Raw genomic sequence first — 24,459 nt, forward strand, 5'->3', positions numbered from 1 at the left:
CGTAAAAAAACCAATAACTTAAATCATGTATTTTAAAACTTCTTATTTAAATCTAAAGAGTCTTTTCTTTTTAGTTCTGGCTTTACTGACCTTACAGACAGGTTATAGTAAAACTTTAGTAAAAAAATCAAATTTAGAAAATAAAATAGAAAAAGCAACTCTTGTTTCTATATTTTCAAAATTGAGCCAACAAACAGATTATAAATTCAGCTACGGACAAGCTGTAATTGCTGACAATACAACTTATACAGTGAATTTTGCTGGCGAAACTGTTTCGGCAATTTTGAATGATCTTTCAAAAAAAGCAAACTTCAATTACAACATTAACGGAAAACTAGTTTTGATTCAGAAAACTGCTGCGCCAAAACCTGCAACTACAAAAGCGGTAGACAGAGTTAAAGTAAAAGGAAAAGTAGTTGATGAAAACAATGTGCCAATTCCTGGTGCAACGATTATGGAAACAAGTTCATCAAACAGTGCTGTTTCTAATTTTGATGGTGAATTTGAAATCACGGTTGGCGACGGAAAAACTATCGAAGTTTCATATTTAGGTTATAAAACTAAAGTTGTTACTGTACAAAAAACTTTTATGACAATTCAGTTAGAACCAAATACTTCTGAATTGAGCGAAGTTTTAGTTGTAGGTTACGGAAAACAATCTAAAAAAGATGTAACGGGTGCGGTTACCCAGCTTGAAGCAGCAAGTTTTAAGCAAGGTGTAAACATTTCTGTAGATAATTTGATGCAAGGAAAAATTGCCGGAGTTCGTGTAGTGAATACAAGCGGAGAACCAGGAGCAGGTGTAAACGTAACAATTAGAGGTGTTGGATCTATCAGAAGCGGAAGTACGCCTTTGTTCGTTGTTGATGGTGTGCCTTTGTCAAATGATGATGTGAGTCCGTCTGGAAGTAATGTTGGTTTCGGAAATTCATCAGCTAAAAATCCATTAAACTTTTTGAATACAAGTGATATTGAATCGATTACAGTTTTGAAAGATGCTTCGGCAGCGGCGATTTATGGTGCAAGAGGATCAAACGGAGTTGTTTTGGTTACAACTAAAAAAGGTTCAAAAGGAGAAGGAACGTTGACTTTTGATTCCTATACAGGAGTTTCGAATGTAGCTCACAAATTAGATGTTTTAAGCGCTGACGAATATAGAAAAGCAATTAAAGACCCAGCTTTTGATCACGGAGGAAATACAGATTGGCAAGATGTGATTTTTAGAACAGCTATTACAACAAATAATTCATTGGCTTTTTCAAAACAAACAGAATCAGGGAATTACTATGCTTCGATTGCGCAAATGAATCAGGAAGGAATTATCAATAAGAGTAATTTCAAACGTATGTCGGGAAGAATTAATGCTGCGGAATCGTTTTTGGATAACAAACGTCTGAAAGTAAAAATGAATCTTACGGCAAGTGAAACTAAAGATAACGGAGTTCCTACAAGTGATGACGGAGGTTCAAACGGACAGTTGATCGTTCATACTTTAATGGCAAACCCAACAAGATCTGTTTTTGATGCTAATGGGAAGTATACAAACTTTAATATGAATGCGCATTATAATCCAGCTTATTTATTGAGCATTTATGATGATGTAACGCGTACGTTGAGAGTTTTAGGAAATTTAGAAGCGTCGTTACGAATCGTTGACGGATTAGAATACAAATTAAACATTGGTTTTGACCGTTCTGCATCAGAAAGAAATACTACTATTTTTCCAAACTTGACGGATTTGAATCCAAAAGGAAAATATGTTCAGAATAATTTAGATTCAAGAAATTCTTTGATCGAGCATTATTTGACTTACAATTTGAATTTGGATAAACATAAAATTGAAGCTTTAGGCGGATTTTCATACCAAAAATTCGAAAGATCTGGAACGGCTTTCAGTGTTGACGGAATTTCAAATCAAGGAGTTGGTGTACCGCCAGCAATTAATCCTGGTTTTGCAGGAACACAATCTGGAGTTTCTGGATATGCGCAGGAAAATGAACTTCAGTCTTATTTTGGAAGAGTAAATTATACTTTCAACAATAAATATCTTTTGACAGCTTCGATGAGAGCTGACGGCTCGACTCGTTTTGGAAAAAACAATAAATACGGTTATTTCCCTTCAGCAGCTTTAGGATGGAATATCTCTAAAGAAAAATTCTTAGAAGATGTAACAGCAGTAAGCAACTTAAAATTAAGAGCAAGCTGGGGAGAAACAGGAAATCAAGAAGTTGAAAATAAAATTACTCAAGCAAGTTATTCACTTTCAGGAGCTGACGGATATTATTTATATAGTGATTTGAATTTGGTAAACGGAGTTTCTGTAAACAGAACACCAAATCCTGATTTGAAATGGGAGGTTGTAACGCAATACAATTTAGGTTTAGATTTCAGTTTCTGGAATGACAAATTGTACGGAACTTTGGATTATTTCAACAAAACTACTACAGATGCAATCTTAAATGTTCCATCACAAGCTTTAAGTCCAACAACGACAATCTGGACAAATATCGACGGAAAAATCATCAATAAAGGTTTTGAATTTATGTTAGGTTCTAAATTGATTGACAAAAAAGATTTTTCTTGGAACATCGATATGAACGGTGCGACTTTGAATAATAAAATTCAAGATTTGCCAGTTTCAGAAATTTTGACAGGAACTATTTCAGGACCTGGACAATCTGGAGTTAATGCGAATATTTACAAAAGTGGTTATGCAGCAGGATCTTTCTACTTATTGGAACACATTGGTTTTGATGCAAATGGAGCTAATATTTTTAAAGATCAAAATGGAGATGGTAAAATCGACAACAGCGACAGAATTATTATCGAAGGAGCTTTGCCAACTTTCTACTACGGATTTAACAGTGATATGAGATATAAAAACTTCACGTTCTCTTTCTCAATCATTGGACAAACAGGAGGTTATTTATTGAATAATACAGGATTAAATGCCTTGAACATTAACAACTTGGCTTCTGATAGAAACGTGGCAACTGGATATTATGAATCTGGAGCAAACGCTACAAATTCACCTATTTTATCGACACTTTTCTTAGAAAAATCAGATTTTATCCGATTGAATACAGCACGTGTTGGTTACAATTTTGATTTAAAAGGAATCAACTGGATTAATGGTTTAACACTTTATATTACAGGGCAAAACTTAGTTACAATTACAAATTATACAGGTTTTGATCCATTAATCAACAGTCCAAAATCAAACGGAGGAAACCAGTCAATTGGTATTGATTATGCTGCTTACCCAACTTCTAGAACGTTCAGTTTTGGAGCAACTTTAAAACTATAATTTATTATGAAGACAAATACATTTTTTAGTATAAAATTAATCGCATTGTTCTCGTTTATATCGCTATTTGCTAGCTGTACAGATCTTGATGAAGTTGTTTTAGACGAGGTTTTGGGAGACAATGCATCAAATCCTGCCGGAGCACTTGCGGCAGCATATGACCGATTAGGAGACGGAACTTTCGTAGATCACGGATGTATGTTTTCTTTGCAGGAATACACAACTGATGAAGCTATTTTACCAACGAGAGGAAGTGACTGGGGAGACGGCGGAAAATGGAGAGATATGCATGAATTTACATGGAAATCTGATAATGCTGTTGTGGGTGATAACTGGAATAAATTGACTAACGGAATTACACGTTCGTTAACAGCAATTCAGTCTGTTCAAGAAAGTTCAATTCCGGAGAAAAAATTGTTTTTGGCCGAAGCTAAAGGACTTTTAGACTTTTATTTATACACGACTTTAGATGTGTTTGGACAAGCACCGTATAGAGATCCAATGAACCCAAATGCGCCTTTGGAAATTTTAAAAGCAGATACTCAAATCGATAAATTAATTACAGATGTTGAGGCTTTAATTCCGGATTTGGCAAGTATGGGAGAACAGCAAACGCACCACGGACGTTTTACTAAAGAAGCTGCTTATGGATTTTTAGCAACAATGTATTTGAACCGCGCTGTATTTAAAGATCGTTTCAATGCAAATTCAAACTTTAATTTTAGTGAAGCAGCAGTTTCAGGCGGTGGAACAGATATGGATCGTGTAATTTACTATACTTCATTATTGATTAATTCTGGGAAATATTCTTTAGAAAGCGATTATTTCAAAAACTTTGCGCGTGATAATGACAAAGGAAAAGAGCTTATTTTTGCAATTTCTCAAAAGATAGATTACATCCGTAACGGTTCAAACAGTTTTGCGTATGTATGTATGGAACGTAATCAAAGAACTTCTGCAGCAAACAGAGGAACAAATGCGGCTTGTACAACTCCAGAATTCTTCGCAACATGGGACGGAAATCATGATGATCCAAGATTTCAGCAAAAATACCAATATTCAGATGGAACTTGGTTCAAAAATGATGGAACAGATGTAAGTGTTCCTGCAACAGATATCGTTCCGAAAAGTGCTAATTTACCTTGGTTCCACTTTAATAGAGGAATTGAGTATGGACCACAATATGGACCAATCTTATTGTCTTCAGGTTCTTTAGAAATGATCAACGGAAGAATTAAAGTTTCTCCATTGTTTATGGAAAAAAGTACAACGACTAGAATGGATTTTACACCTTCATTAACTTTCAAAAATCCTGCTCAGGCTGTTTTCGCTCAAAATGAAATCAATCAAGGAGCACGTGTATTTAAATACGAATTTGATCCTGAAGGAGGAAATGGTAATAGTAATGTTGATATTCCATTATTCCGTTTAGGTGGAATTTATACAATGAGAGCTGAAGCTTACTTCAGAAAAGGAAGTGTAGGATTAGCAATGGATGATTTAAACAAATTACGTACAAGCAGAAAGAGAGAAGCTTTGTTTGGAAGTGTACCAGGAAAAGCACTTACATCACTTGATGCTACGCAATTATATAATGAAATAGGTTTCGAATTGTATTGGGAATTATACAGAAGACCACAAATGATTCGTTTTGGAAAATTTGATTTGCCAGGAACTGCTAAATCGGCTTCACTGCCATTTAGAAGAGTGTTTCCAATTCCGCAATCAACTATTGACGTAACGAAACAATTTACACAGAATCAAGGTTATAACTAAGTTGTGTTAGTTAGTTTATTTTTTATTTATTTTTTATTAGAAAAGCCTGTCTTGAAAAAGACAGGCTTCTATTTTTTAATGTTTTAAGTTTGAGGTTTCAAGTTGGAATGCGACTTGTCTTGAGCTGATTTTAACCGCAAAGTTCGCAAAGCTTTGCGTTTTTTTACGTTTGTAAACACAATCCAAGCAAAAAAAACCTTGCGAACTTTGCGGTTAAATCCCATACATTTCTGCTGCTTACAGCTTCTTTCATTTGTGCGATAATGATGTTGTTGCTATCGCAATTAGTATTGGTAATTATATGTAAATCAAATAGATGAATGTCTATTTTTGTATTATGATTGTTTTGTTTTAAATAACTTTTTGGTTTCATATTATAATTTGAAACCAATATGAGCCATCAATTTGCGGATGACCTTTCTCAATTGGATAATTTTGGGCTAAATCAAATAACAGCTGAATGCTGTTGGTAAAATAAGTGGATATTCTTACAGTAAAGAAGCTTACAATTCTTCTTATTTTATTAAAAAGTAATAAAAAAAGCAGAGTAACAAACCCATTAAAAAAATCAAATTATGAAAAAGTATCATTTATTAATCGTTGTTTTTTTGTTTTCGCTGACTATGTCGGCACAAGGTCAAGGCGCATTCTTGCTTAATTTGTACGGAGGTTATACCTTTTCGGACAAAGTAGATTTTGATTCTTCATACGCAAAAGTGGAAGATGGTTTTGAGTATGGTGCAGGTTTTGAATATTTTATAATGGATAATGCTTCTATTGAATTAAAATATAACAGACTTGATACAAAAATGCCTTTATATACAAAAGTTCCTATACCAGGTTATGGAATTCCTGCTGGAGGTCAAGTTAATGCCGGAGATGATAAAGGTGCTATTAATTATATCTTAGCAGATTATACCTATTATTTTGGGTCAAGTTCTCAAAAAGCGGTTCCGTTTCTGGGAGCCGGTGCAGGTATTTCAATTCTTGAATCACCAAAAAGTGGTAGCGGAACTTATTTTGCATGGGAAATTAAAGGTGGTGTAAAAATAAAAACAGACTCACCAGTATCTATTAGTCTTAATGCTTATTTACAATCTATGTCGGCAGCTGTTGGATATGATTATTATTGGGATTACTATTGGGGGCCAGTGGCGGTTACTGATTATGCATCAACATTTCAATTTGGTTTAGGAGCAGTTGTAAGTTTTAATCTGAATAAAAAATAAAACGAATACTAAGCCTTAAAAATTTAAATGATGAAAAAAATAATTTTATTAGTCCTCATACTTGTTTCAGCACATTCTTTTGCGCAATCTACTTTGAAAGAAGATGTTGAAGTAATTCAATCCATTTATGGAAAGTCTAAAGCAGATTTGGTTAGACAATATATGAATTTGTCTGAACCACAAGCTTCAGCATTTCAAAAAATTTATGATGAGTATGAAGTTTCACGAAAAGCACTCGGACAACAAAAAGTCCAGATCATAAATGATTACGGAAATAATTATGCAAATCTTGATGATGTAAAAGCAGCAACGCTAACCGAAGCAAGTTTAAAAAACGTCACCGACTACGATAAATTGCTGACCAAAACTTATGGCAAGGTCAAAAAAGCCGTTGGCGGACGAAATGCTGCAAAATTTGTACAACTTGAACAATATCTACAAGTTACAATAAGAGGGGAAATTCAAAATTCAATTCCTTTTATTGATGAAATAGATAAAACAAAAATCAATAAAACATAATGAAAAAGCGATAATGCCAAACCGTATTATCGCTTTCTTATTTGCTGTCCTTTTGATATGACAAAAGGACATCGTTATTTTATAAGAATACCGAGAGATGATATAATTTTTAAAAGGTATTCAGGAGTTATTTTTGATTGGAGTTTTATATATGTTTTTCACATTTTAATCATAGTAATCTCGAAATTAAATAACATTCAAAAATATTACAATTATGATACATCAAATTGATACCACAGATAATGTTGTTGCTTTTAGAGCTTTGGCAGAAGTAACAAAAGAAGACTTTTTAAGCACGGTTGTTCCTGCAGTTGAGCATTTGGTTAAACAGACAAACGAAATTAATTTTTTGTTGGTTCTGGATACCGATATTGAAAATTTCACTGTTGGAGCATGGCTTCAGGATGCTTTGCTTGGCTTAAAACATCTTGGAAAATGGAACAGAGCCGCTATAATTTCAGATTCAGAAGACATTATTTCTTTCACAAATGGATTTAGTTTTGTGGTTCCAGGCGAATTCCATGGATTTAAGAAAGAAAATTTCAATAAAGCCTTAAATTGGGTTGAAGGAAATATAAATCTTTCATAGAAAATTGTTTTTCAAGTTTCAGGTTTCAGGTTTCAAGTTGCTCAGCAGAAATAAATCAAAAAAAAGGCGCAAATTCATTAAAATTTGCGCCTTTTTTTCGTCAGGAAACCTGAAACCTGAAACCTGAAACTAAATCTTAATGATTGTATTCAATTCCGCTGCTTTCTGTAAGTTCTTTTTTTGCTTTGTATGATTTTGAGATTTGTTTGTAGCAAGCTGTAGTTAAAAGAGGCAATGCTAAACTTCCAACAACTGCTGCCGATTTATTATGCCCTGTTTTCTTTAAAATTGCACCAACTAAAAGTGCTCCGATTCCAGCACCCACCAAGTTTTTTACTGATAATTTAGAAGCCGGATTTGGCGTTATTCCGTGTAATAAAGGATCTATAAATTTCAAATTTTCCATAATTATAATTATTTATTTAATTCAACTAAGTTTTATATTCAATTAGACAATTTTTCATTGTCTGTATCATTTTCAATCTTTTCAATTTCGGCTTTTTCTTTTTTAATAGCCTGTCGAAGCAGAGCAAAAAAACTCATATAAACATTTGCCATAAAAACCAGCGAGAATCCTGCCAAAATGTAGCCGCGCCAGTCATTTAACAAAAGTTTATAATCACAAAGTACTAAAAACGCAATTGTGACATAATGACTAAAACAATATTCGCAAGTGAAAAGATAAAACGCTTTTCGTGACAGAATTGTTTTATCGAATTTTGAATGTCTGACACACCATTCACGTGGTTCCCTAAAAATTTCCTCGTGCGTTACTGTCCAGCTAATACAAGCAATTGGAACAGCTAAAACAAAAAGCCATATAATTTGCGAGATCAAATCCATATTTACGCTCTTGGATGATTTTCAGGATAATGTTCTGCATCAAAATCATTTAAATCTTCGGTATCATCGTGGTCTAAGTCGTGATCATTTTCGAAATCTGTGTTGCTTTCATAATCCGAATCAGGTTCAAAATCATTCCTTCTTTCATCATTTGTAATCGCATCGTCTTCATTTACGACACGATCCTGATTTGGAATATTTTCGGCTCTTATAGAATGACTTTCAAAATCTGGAGATAAATGTCTTAGATCGTCTATAAATTCGTCCTGATACTGATACGGATTTTCATTTCTGGCATAATTATCATTATCTACAAGTGTATTTTGATCAATATAATCAGGATCGCTTTCGCCAAATTCATGATGCTCCTGATTTTTTAAATCTTCTCTGAATTCATCTTCATTAAAAGAGCCGTTAACGATGATATTTTGTTCGATAAAATCAGGATCATGCTGATTATAATCGGGGTTGTGATACTTTTCCATAACGCTGTTTTTTAAGTTGCTGTTATCTTTTTCTGGATGCGAATCGGTATTTTACAAATTTACGAACTTAGGTGAGATAAGTTCTTATAGGAATCTTAATTATAGTTGTATAATTAACAGTTGCTTATGTTTTTATGGTTAAAAAAGCAAAAACGAGCATTTTATAAAAGTATGAGTTATTGTACTGAATTGAAATGGATTATAAGTAATATTTTACATTTTTGTACTGAATTATAACTCTCAGTTATATTCTATAAGAGAGATTGTAAGAAAAAAAAGAAGGTATTGCGTAATATTGCGTTTGAGCTTTTTATTTACAGTAAGAGCTCTGAAAAAAAATCCCAAAATCTTTTTTACTTTCTAATTTTATGTTCCTTACACTTACCCAGACTCAAGTCCATTTTTGCTACAGTAAAAGGAAATGGCAATATGCTTTTGATGAAATAGCCGAACTCGGTTTAATTCGTAAAAAGAGAAATTATTTTTTTATAAACGGTTTATTTGTTCTCATTACAGCTGCAACCTATTATTGTATGCTTTTTACAAAAATAGCCGACTTGTATTATGTAATTCCGGCACTTTTATCTTTTACAATTCTAATCATTTTACGATTTCATGATTCGGCAGAATTTGATTATTATGTTTTAGTTCGGGATTGTTATCAAAAAGAAATTATTGTAAAAATTAAAGGAAAAGACAAAAATTATATGAGCAAACAAATTGAAGAATATGTAAATATTCAGTTTGAGCGCATCACAAAGAAAACCGCATAATTTTACAATCTAAAAATGAAAATATCCGGAATTCCCCAGTACGACCTAGCTCTTATCGTTATTGCTGTTGTATACGGGTTTATTATAACTACAAAGAAAAAATAACGATAAAACTGCTTCATTAACCTACGAATGAAGTAGCTTTAGAACCCATTTTAAATTCGGTTTAGCTGCAATATTAAATTTTAATATTGGGCTGTATTTGCTAAGCCAGATCCCAAATCAAAAATATGGCCACTTCGATTAAAAACAAAATTAAAAGCATACGTGAATTAAAAAATTACACTCAGGAATATATGGCGGAACAACTTGGCGTGACTCAGGCAGGTTATAGTAAAATTGAAAAAGGTAAAACCATTTTATCTTATGTGAAATTAGTCGAGATTGCCCGCATTTTAGAAGTAAGTGTAGAAGATATTTTAAGTTTTGACAGTGAAAGATACTTTAGCAGTTTTAATAAAGTAATAGGAAATAACAACGGAAGTATTTTGATTAATACCGATGAAAATTCAGCGACATTAAAACTTTTGTATGAAGACAAAATCATGCTTCTCGAGAAACTTCTCGCTAAAACAGAATCTGAGTTAGAACGCTACAAGGAAAAATTTGGTCCGCTTTAGATTTTAAATAAAAAGATAATTAAAGCTAATAATTCTGCATAGCAAAAATCATTATTTATAGTGATGTGAGAAATTTATTCGAATTATAGTTTTGCCCTTTATGAAAAGAGGTAAAACATATAACAGCAGAATGAAAAATATCACAATTGTTTTCAAAAAAGCAACCAGGTTTCCAATTCTTCTTACCGCGTTTTTTGCAGGAATAACTGCTTATAGCCAAAATGGTTGTCCGCAAATTCCGATGTCCGCTTTACAGGGATTTAATGGTTTTTCTGTCGAAGGAAAAGCCGCAGCCGATGATTTAGGAAAAAGTGTAAAAAGTGCCGGAGATATCAATAACGATGGAATTGATGACGTAATGATTGGCGCTCCAAATGTAGATTTTGGCGGAAATGCAAATGTTGGAGAAATTTATGTGATTTTTGGAAAAGCAGGACTTTCAATCAGCACTTTTGACGTTACAACTTTAAACGGAACAAATGGATTCGTTATAAGAGGAGTTAATGCAAATGAGCGACTAGGAGCAGTAATTAGCGATGCAGGGGATTTGAATAATGACGGAATTGATGACATTATTATAGGAAACAAAATTGGCAATCAGGCAACTGCGTATGTTTTTTATGGTTCTTCTTCGCCATTTTTGCCTCTTTATAACCGAACGGATTTAAACACTTCAAATAGTGCAGCTTTTTTAGTTAATTCTGCTACATATACAGAAATCGTTGATGTAAGCAAAGCAGGCGATATGAACCACGACGGAATCAGCGATGTACTTTTAACAATTGACGGTGGGTTTTATGTTCATTACGTTATTGTTTTTGGAAAAACCGGACTTACAAATCTAAACACAAATACATTAAATGGTTCCGACGGATTTATAATTGGCGGTTATCATATATCTTTTTTAGGCACAACTGCCGTTGGCCATAACGCCGGCGATATCAATAACGATGGAAGAGATGATTTGATTTTTGGTCTTCCGGGATTTAGCGACGGCGGTTATTCAAGTAATGGGCGAGCGGTAGTTTGGTTCGGAAAAAGCACACCTTATGCAGCACTTTATAGTTTAGATACAATGGGTGCTACAGAAGGTTTTGCAATAACCGGAACCGGCGATTATAATTATCTAGGAAGTTCAGTTGCTGGTGTAAAAGATTTTAATGCAGATGGTATTGACGACGTTTTAATAAGCGGATATGGAAAAACGATAAATGGAGCTGCGCAGGCAGGTGAAGCTATAGTTCTTTTTGGAAGAAGCACAGCATTTCCTGCTATTTTTTCCAATAGTACTTTAAATGCAAGTACGGCTGTAATTTTTCAGGGAAAAAACGCTTACGAATATTTTGGATACAAAGTAAATTCGGTTAGAGATATAAATAATGACGGGAAAAACGATATCATAATTGCCGCCAAAAAAGGCGGACGAGCGAATAATGGTGCCGCGTACGTTGTTTTTGGGGGAACAACAGCGGCAGGCATTATGAGCGGGGATCAAATTACCGGAGCAAAAGGATATCAGGTTTTTAACGATGAAAGTTATTATTCATTTTATAATTTCGGAATTGATGTAAGCGGAATTGGCGATATTAATGCCGATGGAACAAATGATTTTGCCGTTGGAGCAAACGGAACAAATGCAATCTACGGACTTAAAGGAAAAGCCTATATTTTTTATGGAGAAAAAACAGATCGTACAGATGCTGTTCCGCCAGTAATATATTGCCCAACAGGATTGGAATTGTATGCTAATTCTACACTTCCAAATTACGTTCATAATTTAGGAATTATTTCAGACAATTGTACTGATATTAATGATTTGGTTTTTACTCAAAATCCGCCGGAAGGAACTCTTTTTACGGCTGATACAAATGTTACCATAACAATTAAAGATGAGTCAGGTAACGTAAATTCATGCACATTTTTAGTAAAACTTAAAACCAATATTCCAGTTTTTGATTGTAAAACGCCTTATCTAAGGCATACTGATTTAGATGGAAAAATAGGTTTTACAGTTTACGGCGAAAAAGCCGCAGGTTCTGCAGGAGCAAGTGTAAATACAGCAGGCGATGTCAATGGTGATGGAATAACCGATTTTATTATTGGTGCGCCAGGAACGTATGACAGTACAAGTGGTCAATACGAAAATATATATAGAATACTCAATGGAGCCGGATATGTTGTTTATGGAACAGCCGCAGGTTTTCCGCCAAATATTGATTTGGCTTTATTGAATGGTACAAATGGTTTTATTATCCGAAATGATTTGCCTCAAACTAATTTTCCGGTAACAGGTTATGACGTGAGTGTTGCAGGAGATATTAACGGCGACGGAATTGGTGATTTTATGATTAGCGATCCTTATCGACACACTACTTATGGAAATGAAGTCGGCCATGTTTATGTTGTTTTTGGAAAAGCATCGGGCTTTCCGGCTGAATTCTTTTTGTCTTCTTTAAATGGAACAAACGGATTTGCATTAATTGGAACAACTGGATATTCAGCAGTTGGAATTAATATAACAGCACTTGGAGATATAAACGGAGACGGAATCGACGACTTAGGAACTGTGGATAATGGAAGTGGCTGGCAGGCAGGAAATGTTTTCGTGGTTTATGGCTCACCTTCGGCTTTTCCAGCTGTATTGCGTACCAATCAAATTAACGGTGCAAATGGTTTTCTTATAAAAGGTGACGCGACGGCAGGAACAACAGGTAGACAAATTTCTGGTTTGGGTGATGTGAATGGTGACGGAATTCCAGACATCGGAATAGGAACGGGAGATGCTTCACCGGCTATCAGAAAGTATGTGGTTTTTGGACGTTCTTCTAATTTTCCTGCTTCTCTAAGCACAGCAGATTTAAATGGTACAAACGGATTTATAATTGAAAATTCTGTTGATCCTTTATTTGAAGGCATGGGAATTGACAAAGGTGGCGATATGAATGGCGACGGAATTGGCGATATTTTGATCACCGGAAATTATGTTTTGTTCGGAAAAAACTCTTTTCCTGCAAAAATAGATTTAAAAGATTTGAATGGAACAAATGGTACTAAATTCTTAAACAATGGTTTTTCTGAAGTTTTTAGCGGAGGTGGAGATTTTAATAAAGATGGTTTTGACGATTTTCTCTACAGATTCGGACATGGTTTCACGATTTACTACGGAAAAAGTACATGGACCGGGACTGTAGATATTAATACTTTGACCTTAAAAGATGGTATAAGTATGAATTCGTTTTATCCTGGTGCATTGAATTTCGCAGGAGATATAAATCATGACGGAATAGACGATATCATAGTAGGGACTAGCTCACATTATTATTCTATACAGCCCAATTATCTACCTGGTTATGCTTATGTTATTTATGGAAAGAAAATTGAAGATAATCAAAAGCCCGTTATTACAAATTGTCCTGTAAATCAAAATTTGAATATTGGAGATGCCATTCCAGATTATAAAACTACAATAACGGTCACAGATAATTGTGATACAAATCCCTTAATCGAACAAACGCCGATTCCTGGAACTATTTACACAGGAGGAACACAAACCATAACTTTAAAAGCAACTGATGCTAAAACTAATTTTGAGATTTGCACTTTTACTATTTCATCTGGTAGCGACATTTTGCCTCCTTCTTTAACTTGTCCTGGAGATCAGCAATTGGCATGTGGGTCTTTGGTTCCAAATTATTTAAATCAGTTAATTGTTTCTGATGATACAGATACAAGTATTGATGTGACGCAATTTCCAGGTGCAGGCTCTACATTTTTTGACGGAATGCAGATTAATTTTACTGCAAAAGATGATGCAGGAAACGAAAGTCATTGCAGTATTACATTAACCGCTTCGGGCGCAGATAATCTACCACCAACTTTCACTTGTCCAACAAACGTAACCCTGAATTGTGGTGATGTAACGCCAAATTACGCGATTGATCCCATGATGAATCTCGCGGATAATTGTAGTGAAACAGTGCATTACGAAATGACACCTGCTGATGGAACGCCATTTTATGACGGAATGCCAATCCATATAAAATACACAGACGAATCCGGAAATTCATCTTATTGTGATTTTATCGTGCATAATGCAACGCCAGATATTACAAAACCTGTAATCGCATGCACAGGAAATAAAACTTTGGCTTGCGGAAATGTTTTACCAGATTACAGAAGTTCTGTAACTGCTGCGGATAATTGTGCAGGAACAATTACATATACTCAAAATCCTGCACCGGGAAGTTCTTTTACGTCAGGAATGACCGTTACCATTACCGCAACAGACGTTTCAGGAAATTATTCCGATTGCAGTTTTGTAGTTAACGCTTCCGCGGATGTTACAAAACCTGTAATAACTTGTATTGGAAATCAGACATTGGCTTGCAACAGCACAATTCCGGATTACAGAAATTTAATTTCGGTTACAGACAATTGCGACACTTCGCCAATTTTGACGCAGAATCCAGTTGCAGGAAGTGTTTTTACAACGGGAATGACCGTTACCATTACCGCAACAGACGTTTCAGGAAATTATTCCGATTGCAGTTTTATAATCAACACTTCCGCGGATGTTACAAAACCTGTAATAACTTGTATTGGAAACCAAACGTTGTCTTGCAACAGCACAATTCCAGATTACAGAAATTTTATTTCGGTTACAGACAATTGTGATACTTCGCCAATTTTGACGCAAAATCCAGTAGCAGGAAGTCCTTTTACATCAGGAATGACCGTTACCATTACCGCAACAGACGTTTCAGGAAATTATTCCGATTGCAGTTTCATAGTTAACGCTTCCGCGGATGTTACAAAACCTGTAATAACTTGTATTGGAAACCAAACGTTGTCTTGCAACAGCACAATTCCAGATTACAGAAATTTAATTTCGGTTACAGACAATTGTGATACTTCGCCAATTTTGACGCAAAATCCAGTAGCAGGAAGTCCTTTTACATCAGGAATGACCGTTACCATTACCGCAACAGACGTTTCAGGAAATTATTCCGATTGCAGTTTCATAGTTAACGCTTCCGCGGATGTTACAAAACCTGTAATAACTTGTATTGGAAACCAAACGTTGTCTTGCAACAGCACAATTCCAGATTACAGAAATTTAATTTCGGTTACAGACAATTGCGACACTTCGCCAATTTTGATGCAGAATCCAATTGCAGGAAGTCCTTTTACAACGGGAATGACTGTTACAATTACGGCAACAGATGCTTCAGGAAATTATTCCGATTGCAGTTTTATAGTTAACGCTTCCGCGGATGTTACAAAACCTGTAATAACTTGTATTGGAAATCAGATATTGGCTTGCAACAGCACAATTCCGGATTACAAAAATTTAATTTCGGTTACAGACAATTGCGATGCTTCGCCAATTTTGACGCAAAATCCAGTAGCAGGAAGCCCTTTTACAACGGGAATGGTAGTTACAATTACGGCAACAGATGCTTCAGGAAATTATTCAGATTGTAGTTTCATAGTTAACACTTCCGCTGATGTTACAAAACCTGTAATAACTTGTGTTGGAAACCAAACGTTGTCTTGCAACAGCACAATTCCAGATTACAGAAATTTAATTTCGGTTACAGACAATTGCGATGCTTCGCCAATTTTGACGCAAAATCCAGTTGCAGGAAGTCCTTTTACTACGGGAATGATAATTACAATTACGGCAACAGATGCTTCAGGAAATTATTCCGATTGTGGTTTTATAATTAACGCTTCCGCAGATGTGACGAAGCCTGTTATTACTTGTATCGGCAATCAAGAATTGTCATGTGGTAGTGTAATTCCAGATTATACACCTTTAGTTACAGCAAATGATAATTGTGATGCCTCGCCAATAATTACGCAAAGTCCCGCTGCGGGAAGTGTTTTTACATCTGGAATGACCGTAAAATTGACAGCAACAGATGTTTCTGGAAATTATGCTGATTGCACTTTCATTATTAACGCTTCCGCAGATGTTACAGCGCCGGTAATAACTTGTATTGAAAATCAAAACCTGAATTTTGGAACACCACTTCCAGATTATCGTTCAATGATTACGGTTACAGATAATTGCGATTCAGGTTTGACTGTTTCACAAACGCCAGTTCCCGGAACTGCTATCACAAACGGAATGAGCGTTGTAATGTCAACAGCAGATAATAGCGGAAATTCAAAAAGTTGTTCGTTTATAATCAATGTCGTTGCCGATAATGAAGCACCCGTTTTCACTTGCCTCCCTGATCAAATGGTAGCGTGCAATACTAAATTGGTACCAGATTTTACCAAAATGATAACAGTGAAAGATAACTTCGATCCAAATCCCGAGGTTACGCAATCACCTACGCCTGGAAGCGCTTTTACTGAAGGAATGATTGTCGAAATAAAGGCTGTAGACAAAAGCTATAATCTTAAAAAATGTTCTTTTAAAGTACAGTCAAATCCGGTAGTAGTTGATGCCGGAGAAGATCAGGAAGTCAATGAAGGAGAATTGGTTAAACTCGATGCTATGGCTTTAGAATCTGGAACTTTTTCTTGGTCGCCTTCAAAAGGATTAAGCAACAGCAAAATTGCAAATCCGTCATTTTTTGCGACAGAAACAACAACTTATACTGTAAGTTTTAAAAATGCTTTAGGATGTGAAACTACTGATGAGGTTACAATCGTTGTAAAACCAATCGATAAAGACGAAACCAAATACGGTTTTTCGCCAAATAATGATGGAATAAATGATTTCTGGGAAATTGATGATATCACACAATATCCACAAAATCAAGTTTTGATTTACAGCCGTTGGGGAGATTTGGTTTTCCAGATGGACAATTATAACAACACCACAAATGTATTCGCCGGAATTGCCAACCGAAGCAGAAAACTAGGAGCCAACGAACTTCCCGAAGGAACTTATTTCTTTGAAATTCGTGTAAATCAGCCTCATCATTTTAAAAAACTCAAGGGTTACCTTGTTTTAAAACGTTAATTCATGAAAAATAAATTGAATGTATTCATTGCATTATTCATCATAATCATTTTTATAGATGGCACTTACGGACAGCAAACGCCAGTTTTTTCAAGTTACAATTACAATGCAGTTTTAATCAATCCGGCGCATGCAGGTTATTATTCGGATACAGATATTGTGATGACAACAAATGGCTATTTTAATTCAGTTGATGGAAGTCCGAAGAATTTTGATATTTCCATAAATACATTGTCGTGGTCAGAAAAAGTGGGTTTGGCTGCCGGAATATCGCACGATCAGATTGGAGTAACCAATACAACTTCCTTTTTTGGCTCATATTCTTATAAAATCAAATTTGATTCTGATTATAAATACGGAAAATGGTGGGCGTACGATCCAAATGTTATTTCGTTTGGAGTTACGGCTGGAGCAATGATCTACAATGAAAACCTAACGCAATTAGGTTTGGAAAATGATCCTGAATTTCAGGAAAATGTAAACAGTTTTACACCAACTGTCGGACTTGGTTTTCTATATAATAAAGATGCTATTTATTTTGGAGTTTCTGCGCCAAATGTGTTGAGCAGCACGTTCAATTCAAAAAACAACACCAATTTGCAAAATGTGTATTACAGCTATTTTGGCTACCGATTTTTCACAAATCGTTTTGAAGAAGTGCTGATCAATCCAAGTGTTTTATTGAAATATGTTGAAGGAGCACCTTTTCAGGCCGATTTTAATCTTTTGGTGAATTATAAAAATAAACTGGAATTTGGAGGTGGATATCGCTCATCAAACACATTAAATCTTTTGGCAGGTTTTCATTTGAATGAAAATTTCAGAATCATTTGCACGTACAATAAATCATTTGAAAATGTCGTGATTCCAGATACTTTTGGTTTGGTTTTAAATTATAGATTTGGTGATGGATTTGAATAAAATTAAATCGTTTGGCTCTTAAAGCCCCATCTTAAGGACAATATTGTCATTTCGACGAAGGAGAAATCGCACTAGTTAATCGACAAAAATTGGCGATCTTCTGTTCGGAATTTCGCGTGTGATTTCTCCTTTCAGTCGAAATGACAAAACGTTGTGTAGAATAAAAATAGAACCTCTAAAAGATTAAATTTAATCGACTAAACCATTTTCTACCGCATATTTTACAAGGCCCGCCGTATTTTTCGCATTCAGTTTTGAGAGTAAATTACGGCGGTGCGTATTTACAGTATTTAAGCTGATAAAAGTCTTTTCGGCAATTTCGGCTGTATTGTATTCGTGGGCAATTAAAACTAAAATCTCTTTTTCGCGTGAACTTAATTCAGTTAAAATAGAAACTTGTTTTTCAATTTTTAAATGATTTGCCAAATGTTTTTCTTCTGTTTCTTCTGAAAAATAATTTTCACCCGAAGCGATACTATGAATTGCTTTTAACAATTCAGATTTCTCAGCATTTTTTAGTAAATAACCATTTACGCCAATTCTGATTAATCGTGAAATAATTTTGACATTGCTGTGCGTGCTTACAATCAAAATTTTCACTTCTGGAAAATCTTTTTTCAAAATTTTGCTCAGTTCAATTCCGTCCATTTCCGGCATGCTGATATCGAGAATGACCAAATCCGGTTTTTTGGTTTTTATAATTTCCAACGCATCAATTCCGTTTATAGCCTTTCCAACAATGTTTATTTCAGATTCCTGTTCCAATAAAGAAACAATTCCCTGTAAAAACATGGTGTGATCATCGGCAATAAGCAGGTTAATTTTTTTCATTTTAAGTGGCATTTTGGGGTTAAAATCAGTTTAAGTAATAAGCTGATTTTTTATCTGAATTCCCTGAACAGGATTTTTTTTGACATTTGAATGATCTAAAATCGGAATTTCAATATTAGCAATTGTTCCTCTTTTGAGTTTTGAATCCAAAGCGAAAGTTCCGTCAAGTTTTGCAATTCTGGCTTCTAAATTAATAAATCCGATTCCTCTGGAATAATTTTCGGTATTAAATCCAACGCCATTATCTTCAAATAAAATGTTCAAAGAATTGTCGATGAGGTTGAACTGCAACTCAACAGCTGAGGCTTTTGCATGTTTTATGGTATTGGTTAAAAGTTCCTGAACAATTTTAAAAGTTTCAATCTGAATCGTTTCATCCATCGCATTTATTTCTGCTTTTGGATAAGTCGTAAACGAAATTTTAATTCTGCTGGCTTCGCTGATATTCTTCAGATATGATTCTAAAACTTCACAAAATTTATGATTGCTGAATTTCTTCGGAATCAGATTATGCGCCAAATTGCGAACCTGTTGATATGTTTCATCGAGTTGTGAGTTGAGGTTTTCAACATTGGATAAATTTGATTCGTTGAGGTTGGTTAGCTGCAGTTTTATCGCCGCCAAATTACCACCAATACTATCGTGAAGTTCCTGCGAAATGCGTTCACGTTCTTTATCTTGCCCGCTTATTGAAGCTTTTATCAATTTCAATTCCTGATCTTTCAAAATCCCATTTATCCTTTGTGTACTGATTTCAATTTGTTTAGCATTTAGCAAACGCTGATTTTTCAGGCGATTTCGGTATTGAAATGAAAGACCAGCGATCGGAATTAAAATAATCAGAAAAGCTAAAATAGTAAAAGCTCTGTTTTTCTTTTGTTGCGAAATTTCAAGTGTTTTTAATTGTTGGTCTTTTTTTAGAAGATTAATTTCATTTCGTTTTTTATCGGCTGAATTCTGAAAAAATAAGATCGTATTTTCATTTATTTTCTTCGTAATTTCCTCACGAAGGCTCATATTTTTTAGCGCTTCGGTTTGATTAGCCAAAGTCAGTTTTTTAGTTTCATTTTCGAATTCTAATTGTTTTATAGCTTTCTCTTTTTCAGAAGTATTGTATTTGATTTCGAGTTCGTTGATTTCTTTTATTTTCTGAAGTTTATTGATAGAATCCTTAATCTGATTTGATTTTCCCAGATAATTATAAGCATTTTTATAATCGTCTTGCAGAACAGCAATTTTTTGAAGTTCATCATAAAAATGAACCTGATCTTGCAGAAAACCAAATTGAACTGCTTTCTGAATTCCTTCAGAAAAAATGAGTTTGGCTTCGTTGTATTTTTTTTGATCAATATAAATATCAGCAACATTTCCGCGCGCAATCACCGCAATCTGATTCAATTCACCTTTATCGGCTATCACAACCGCTTCCTGATACATTTTCAAGGCTTCGTCAAGTTTGTGCTGTAGCTGATAATTTGCTCCAAGACCAAGTAAAATAACAGCTCTTCCTTGATTATTATTGGTTTTTTCGCAAAGTGTTTTTCCTTTTTTATAATACGAATTAGCGTTATCATATTCTTTCATGTCCGAATAAATATCGCCAATGTTTATGCAGCTTCCCAGAATAATTTCTTCATCTTCTTTGTATTCAAGACATTTTTTAAAAAGTTCGAGCGCTTTTTTGTAATCGCCTAAATCAGCATACGTCTTTGCCAAACCGTGTGTGTGCGTGTAATACAGATTTTTCTCGTTGTATTTTTGAGAAACTTCAATTCCTTTAATGTGCCACTTTTTACTTTCTTCGAATAAACCGCGTTTTTTGTAATTGATGGCCATTAAATTATAACTCAAACCATAAAGCCTGTTTTTGAGCGAATCATTGACAGTTGTATTGAATTTTAAAGCTTGTCTGGTATAATAAAGTGAAGAATCTACAAGCGCTCTTTTGTTGAAATAATAAGCCAAAAGCAAATCTGCTGAAGCAATTAATCTATTGCTGGATGAAGATTTTAATAGTGAATGTGCTTTTAAATAGGCTTTTTTTTCGTCGCCTTTGTTGTATAAAGCATAAAGGGCTTTAATGTTTTTTTCTTCGGGGCTTAAGGCAGTGTTTTTGTGCACGAGTGTTTTCTTTCCGTTTTCAAGCTGTGCCAGCGCAGAAAAAGAAAAGAACAAGAACATCCAGAAATGAAGTCTTTTAAAATAAACTGCCATAATCTTAATTTGAGCTCTAAAAAATAGAGCAGGGTTAAAGTCTTGTAAATTTGGGATTTATAAGAAATTACAAAATTTTAATTAGCGCTTAAAAGTACTACAAAAGGATTAAAAAAGACTTGATTTTAATTCAATTTTTTGGGTTAAATTGTGATATAATTTCTGTAAAACAGAAAAGTTTAGAATTGTTTCTGCAAAACTTCTAATTCGGCAATAATTAAACCTTTCATCGTAGTGTTCACATAATCTTTTACTTCGGCATACGAAATCCCATATTTTCTTTTAATATCTTGAAAATGAATAGGGAATTCATTTAGAATCTTGTCGTAATAAAGATCTAATTGACTTTTATTTGGCATTTCGAAATTCAGTTTAATCTGAAAACGTCTTAATAAGGCAGAATCAATACTATTATAAAAATTAGTTGCACAAATGAGCAGGCAATTTGCAGGAAAATAATCTATTAACTGAATAATAGTATTGACAAGACGTTTCATTTCGGCAACATCTTTGTCGTCGTTTTCACGGCTTTTGGCAATTTGGTCAAATTCATCTAAAAACAAAACTGCGTTTTCGCGAGCCGCTTTATCAAAAAGTGCTTTTACATTTTTAGACGTTTCACCAATTCTGGCATTTATAATTGTGCTGAGATTTACAATAATAATTTCTTTGTTCAAAGCGGTTGCAATGGCTTTTGCAGTAGTAGTTTTGCCACAGCCAGAATGACCGTGAAGCAATATTTTATTGTCAACCTGAAGATTGTATTTTTTCAGCTCGTTAATATAACGATGCTCCTTTATAGTCTGTTCTAAAACTGCGTTGTTTTCAGGACTGAAAAACAAATCCTGAATCGCAATTTTTTCGGTATCGTTTACGGTAAGCTCGTACAGATTCATTTGAATTTTATTTGGTGCAAAATTAAGCTTATTTGGTAATACTTTCGCACCAAATGTTATAGATAAAATTGATTTTTAGATGATTATATTTTATTTCTTTTTGAGCTTTAATTTGAAAAAATCAATCGTTCTTTTCCATGATAATGTCGCTGCTTTTTCATCATATCTTGGTGTTGTATTGTTGTGAAAACCGTGATTTACTCCTTCATAAAAGTAAGCAGTATGTTCTACTTTATTTTTGTTGAGAATTGCTTCAAAAGCTGACCAGCCATCATTTACACGCGTGTCAAGACCTGCATAATGCAGCATTAACGGAGTGACGATTTTTTCTGCTTCTTCGGCAGTTGGTTGCCCGCCATAATACGGAACTGCTGCTTTTAGATCAGGTAATCTAACTGCCATCATATTAGCAATCCAACCACCAAAACAAAACCCAACAACACCTATATAGCCGTTACAGTCTTTATGCGATTTTAAATATTCAAAAGCGGCGATAAAATCTTCGAGCATTTCTTCGCGGGTACGTTTCTTTTGCAACTCTCTTCCGGCATCATCATTGCCTGGATAACCGCCTAAAGGTGATAATGCATCTGGCGCAAGTGTAATGAAACCTTCAATTGCGGCTCTTCTTCCCACATCTTCAATGTAAGGATTTAGGCCTCGGTTTTCATGAACGACAATTATTCCTGGAAGCTTCTTTTTGGTTTCTGCTGGCTGTGACAAAAGTCCTTTTATGCTTCCGCCTCCTTTTGGGGAATCATAATTGATATAACCGGTTTTTAATCTGGGATCTGTAGGCTGAATTAAAATGCTGTCAACATAATTAGGTGTCATAAAACTCAAAAGCGACGGAAGTGTCAATGTCCCAACCGCAAAAATGGATAATTTCTCAATAAATATTCGGCGGTCAATTTTATTGTGAGCATAATCATCATATAAATCAAATACTTCCTGACTGATATCTTCTTTGGTTAATTTATTCATAGCTTTTAATTTTAAAACTAATGTAGGAAATAAAATGATTACTTTTAAAGTTGATTTAATTCATACTTGTTTTGAAATACAGTGCACACTATCAACGTTATATATAATTGTATAAGTTCTGATGTAAATTATGTAAAGTATTCTGATTTCTATTTTGGAAATTTGGATAACATTAACCCAAAACTGTTTTTAAATTTTAAATAATCAAATAAGATGAAAAAAATAACCTGCTCACTTGCGCTTTCTCTGATATTTTTTATGTCGTTAAGCTGTTCTAGTTGTTCTAATGATAAAGATAATCCTGCAGATCCAGGAACAGCTACAGATCCAGTAGAAACAAATGCTCCAAATAGTGCTTATACGCCTGCATTTACGGGGCAAACTAGAATTGGCGGAATCAAAACAAATACGAGCTATGAAGGAGTTGTGGTAACAAGTGCATTGGCAAGTCCGTGGGGCGTAAAAATGCTTCCTGATGGCCGACTTTTAATTACAGAAAAAGCGGGACAAATGCGTATTGTAACCACTGCAGGTGTTGTTAGCAGTCCTATTACCGGACTTCCTGCTGTTAATGCTTCAGGGCAAGGAGGTTTACTTGGTTTATGTCTTGATCCGGATTTTGCATCAAATAAAATGATTTATTGGGTTTATTCTGAATCGACTACAGGAGGAAATAATACGGCTGTAGCCAAAGGAAAACTCTCTACCGATGAAAAAACGATTGAAGGAGTAACGGTAATTTACCGAGCAAAACCTGCAAATCCTAGTAATTTGCATTATGGAGGAAGAATTCTTTTTGATAAAACTGGAAATCTTGTTGTAAGTACAGGAGAACGCTCTGTTTTAGAAACTCGTCCATTGGCACAATCTGTTTCTTCTGGTCTTGGAAAAGTTGTACGATTAACGAAAGAAGGTCAGGCTGCTTCTGGAAATCCTGTTTTCACAGGAACTGGAGCTTTACCGGAATTATACAGTATTGGACATAGAAATCCACAAGGATTAGCACTTCATCCAATAACTGGAGAAATTTGGGAAAGCGAACATGGTCCTCGAGGTGGTGACGAAATCAACAGATTAAAAGCTGGCGCAAATTTTGGCTGGCCAACGATCACATACGGAATTGAATATAGTGGTGAAAAAGTAGGAGCAGGAATCCAGCAGCAAAGCGGAATGGAACAGCCTGTTTACTATTGGGATCCAGTTGTTTCTCCAAGCGGGATGACTTTCTATACTGGAAATCGTGTTCCGGAATGGCAAAATAATTTATTTATAGGGGCATTGAGCGGTATGCATATTGTAAGGCTGGCAATTGAAAATAATAAAGTGGTAGGAGAAGAACGATTATTGGTTTCAGAAAATCAACGTTTTCGTGATATCACACAAGGAAATGATGGTGCGCTTTATGCGGTAACAGATCAAGGCCGACTCTATAAAATTGACAAGAAATAAAAGCTAAAAACGCTGTTGAGAATAAAAAATCAGCAGCTTTTTTT

17 protein-coding genes are annotated in these 24,459 nt (G+C 34.7%); 10 read left to right on the forward strand and 7 right to left on the reverse strand.

The window, feature by feature from the left end; translation table 11 throughout:
- The first annotated feature begins 25 nt into the window (after positions 1-25).
- The 5 genes from FN795_RS20100 (at position 26) to FN795_RS20120 (ending at position 7,420) form a co-directional block, all read left to right on the forward strand.
- On the forward strand, positions 26-3,307 hold the full coding sequence (locus FN795_RS20100) for a SusC/RagA family TonB-linked outer membrane protein (protein WP_142452272.1): 3,282 nt from the start codon (positions 26-28) through the stop codon (positions 3,305-3,307).
- A 6-nt stretch (positions 3,308-3,313) separates the two neighbouring features.
- A complete protein-coding gene (locus FN795_RS20105; protein WP_142452273.1) occupies positions 3,314-5,083 on the forward strand; it encodes a RagB/SusD family nutrient uptake outer membrane protein in 1,770 nt (589 codons plus the stop codon).
- Between the two features lie 575 nt (positions 5,084-5,658).
- Complete coding sequence (locus FN795_RS20110) at positions 5,659-6,312, forward strand: OmpA family protein (protein ID WP_142452274.1); 654 nt, start codon at positions 5,659-5,661, stop codon at positions 6,310-6,312.
- A gap of 30 nt (positions 6,313-6,342) precedes the next feature.
- A complete protein-coding gene (locus FN795_RS20115; RefSeq protein ID WP_142452326.1) occupies positions 6,343-6,831 on the forward strand; it encodes a hypothetical protein in 489 nt (162 codons plus the stop codon).
- Positions 6,832-7,045: 214 nt separating this feature from the next.
- Positions 7,046-7,420 carry a SpoIIAA family protein gene (locus FN795_RS20120; protein ID WP_142452275.1) on the forward strand — a complete coding sequence of 125 codons (375 nt, stop codon included), beginning with the start codon at positions 7,046-7,048 and terminating at the stop codon, positions 7,418-7,420.
- Between the two features lie 136 nt (positions 7,421-7,556).
- On the opposite strand, the gene FN795_RS20125 is transcribed toward FN795_RS20120, so the two are convergent.
- The 3 genes from FN795_RS20125 to FN795_RS20135 are packed head-to-tail and all read right to left on the reverse strand — an operon-like array spanning position 7,557 to position 8,748.
- The gene (locus FN795_RS20125) at positions 7,557-7,826 is read right to left on the reverse strand and encodes a PrgI family protein (protein WP_142452276.1); all 270 of its coding nucleotides are present in this window, start codon (positions 7,824-7,826) and stop codon (positions 7,557-7,559) included.
- Between the two features lie 38 nt (positions 7,827-7,864).
- Positions 7,865-8,263 carry a hypothetical protein gene (locus FN795_RS20130; protein ID WP_142452277.1) on the reverse strand — a complete coding sequence of 133 codons (399 nt, stop codon included), beginning with the start codon at positions 8,261-8,263 and terminating at the stop codon, positions 7,865-7,867.
- Positions 8,264-8,265: 2 nt separating this feature from the next.
- Positions 8,266-8,748, reverse strand: coding sequence for a hypothetical protein (locus FN795_RS20135; RefSeq protein ID WP_142452278.1), 483 nt, complete (start codon positions 8,746-8,748; stop codon positions 8,266-8,268).
- A 368-nt stretch (positions 8,749-9,116) separates the two neighbouring features.
- Between FN795_RS20135 and FN795_RS20140 the strand changes: the two genes are divergently transcribed.
- From FN795_RS20140 to FN795_RS20155, 4 genes are all read left to right on the forward strand, one after another.
- Positions 9,117-9,521 carry a hypothetical protein gene (locus tag FN795_RS20140; RefSeq protein ID WP_142452279.1) on the forward strand — a complete coding sequence of 135 codons (405 nt, stop codon included), beginning with the start codon at positions 9,117-9,119 and terminating at the stop codon, positions 9,519-9,521.
- Positions 9,522-9,751: 230 nt separating this feature from the next.
- On the forward strand, positions 9,752-10,141 hold the full coding sequence (locus FN795_RS20145) for a helix-turn-helix transcriptional regulator (protein WP_142452280.1): 390 nt from the start codon (positions 9,752-9,754) through the stop codon (positions 10,139-10,141).
- Between the two features lie 130 nt (positions 10,142-10,271).
- Positions 10,272-17,120 (forward strand): HYR domain-containing protein, encoded by a 6,849-nt coding sequence (locus tag FN795_RS20150; protein ID WP_167498103.1) that lies wholly within the window; start codon positions 10,272-10,274, stop codon positions 17,118-17,120.
- 3 nt (positions 17,121-17,123) lie between these two features.
- Entirely contained in the window at positions 17,124-18,041 is a 918-nt protein-coding gene (locus FN795_RS20155) for a PorP/SprF family type IX secretion system membrane protein (RefSeq protein WP_142452282.1), read from the forward strand.
- A 189-nt stretch (positions 18,042-18,230) separates the two neighbouring features.
- Here FN795_RS20155 and FN795_RS20160 read toward each other — a convergent pair whose 3' ends face one another.
- From FN795_RS20160 to FN795_RS20175, 4 genes are all read right to left on the reverse strand, one after another.
- Positions 18,231-18,872, reverse strand: coding sequence for a response regulator (locus FN795_RS20160; RefSeq protein ID WP_142452283.1), 642 nt, complete (start codon positions 18,870-18,872; stop codon positions 18,231-18,233).
- Between the two features lie 30 nt (positions 18,873-18,902).
- On the reverse strand, positions 18,903-21,086 hold the full coding sequence (locus tag FN795_RS20165; protein WP_142452284.1) for a tetratricopeptide repeat-containing sensor histidine kinase: 2,184 nt from the start codon (positions 21,084-21,086) through the stop codon (positions 18,903-18,905).
- Between the two features lie 179 nt (positions 21,087-21,265).
- Positions 21,266-21,982, reverse strand: a complete 717-nt coding sequence (locus tag FN795_RS20170) for an AAA family ATPase (RefSeq protein WP_142452285.1) — start codon at positions 21,980-21,982, stop codon at positions 21,266-21,268.
- Positions 21,983-22,072: 90 nt separating this feature from the next.
- On the reverse strand, positions 22,073-22,966 hold the full coding sequence (locus tag FN795_RS20175; RefSeq protein ID WP_142452286.1) for a dienelactone hydrolase family protein: 894 nt from the start codon (positions 22,964-22,966) through the stop codon (positions 22,073-22,075).
- Between the two features lie 213 nt (positions 22,967-23,179).
- Here FN795_RS20175 and FN795_RS20180 point away from each other — a divergent pair, with 213 nt between their 5' ends.
- On the forward strand, positions 23,180-24,415 hold the full coding sequence (locus FN795_RS20180; RefSeq protein ID WP_142452287.1) for a PQQ-dependent sugar dehydrogenase: 1,236 nt from the start codon (positions 23,180-23,182) through the stop codon (positions 24,413-24,415).
- Positions 24,416-24,459 lie beyond the last annotated feature (44 nt).

It is taken from the genome of Flavobacterium resistens, from assembly GCF_900182645.1.
Taxonomy (GTDB): Bacteria; Bacteroidota; Bacteroidia; order Flavobacteriales; family Flavobacteriaceae; genus Flavobacterium; species Flavobacterium resistens.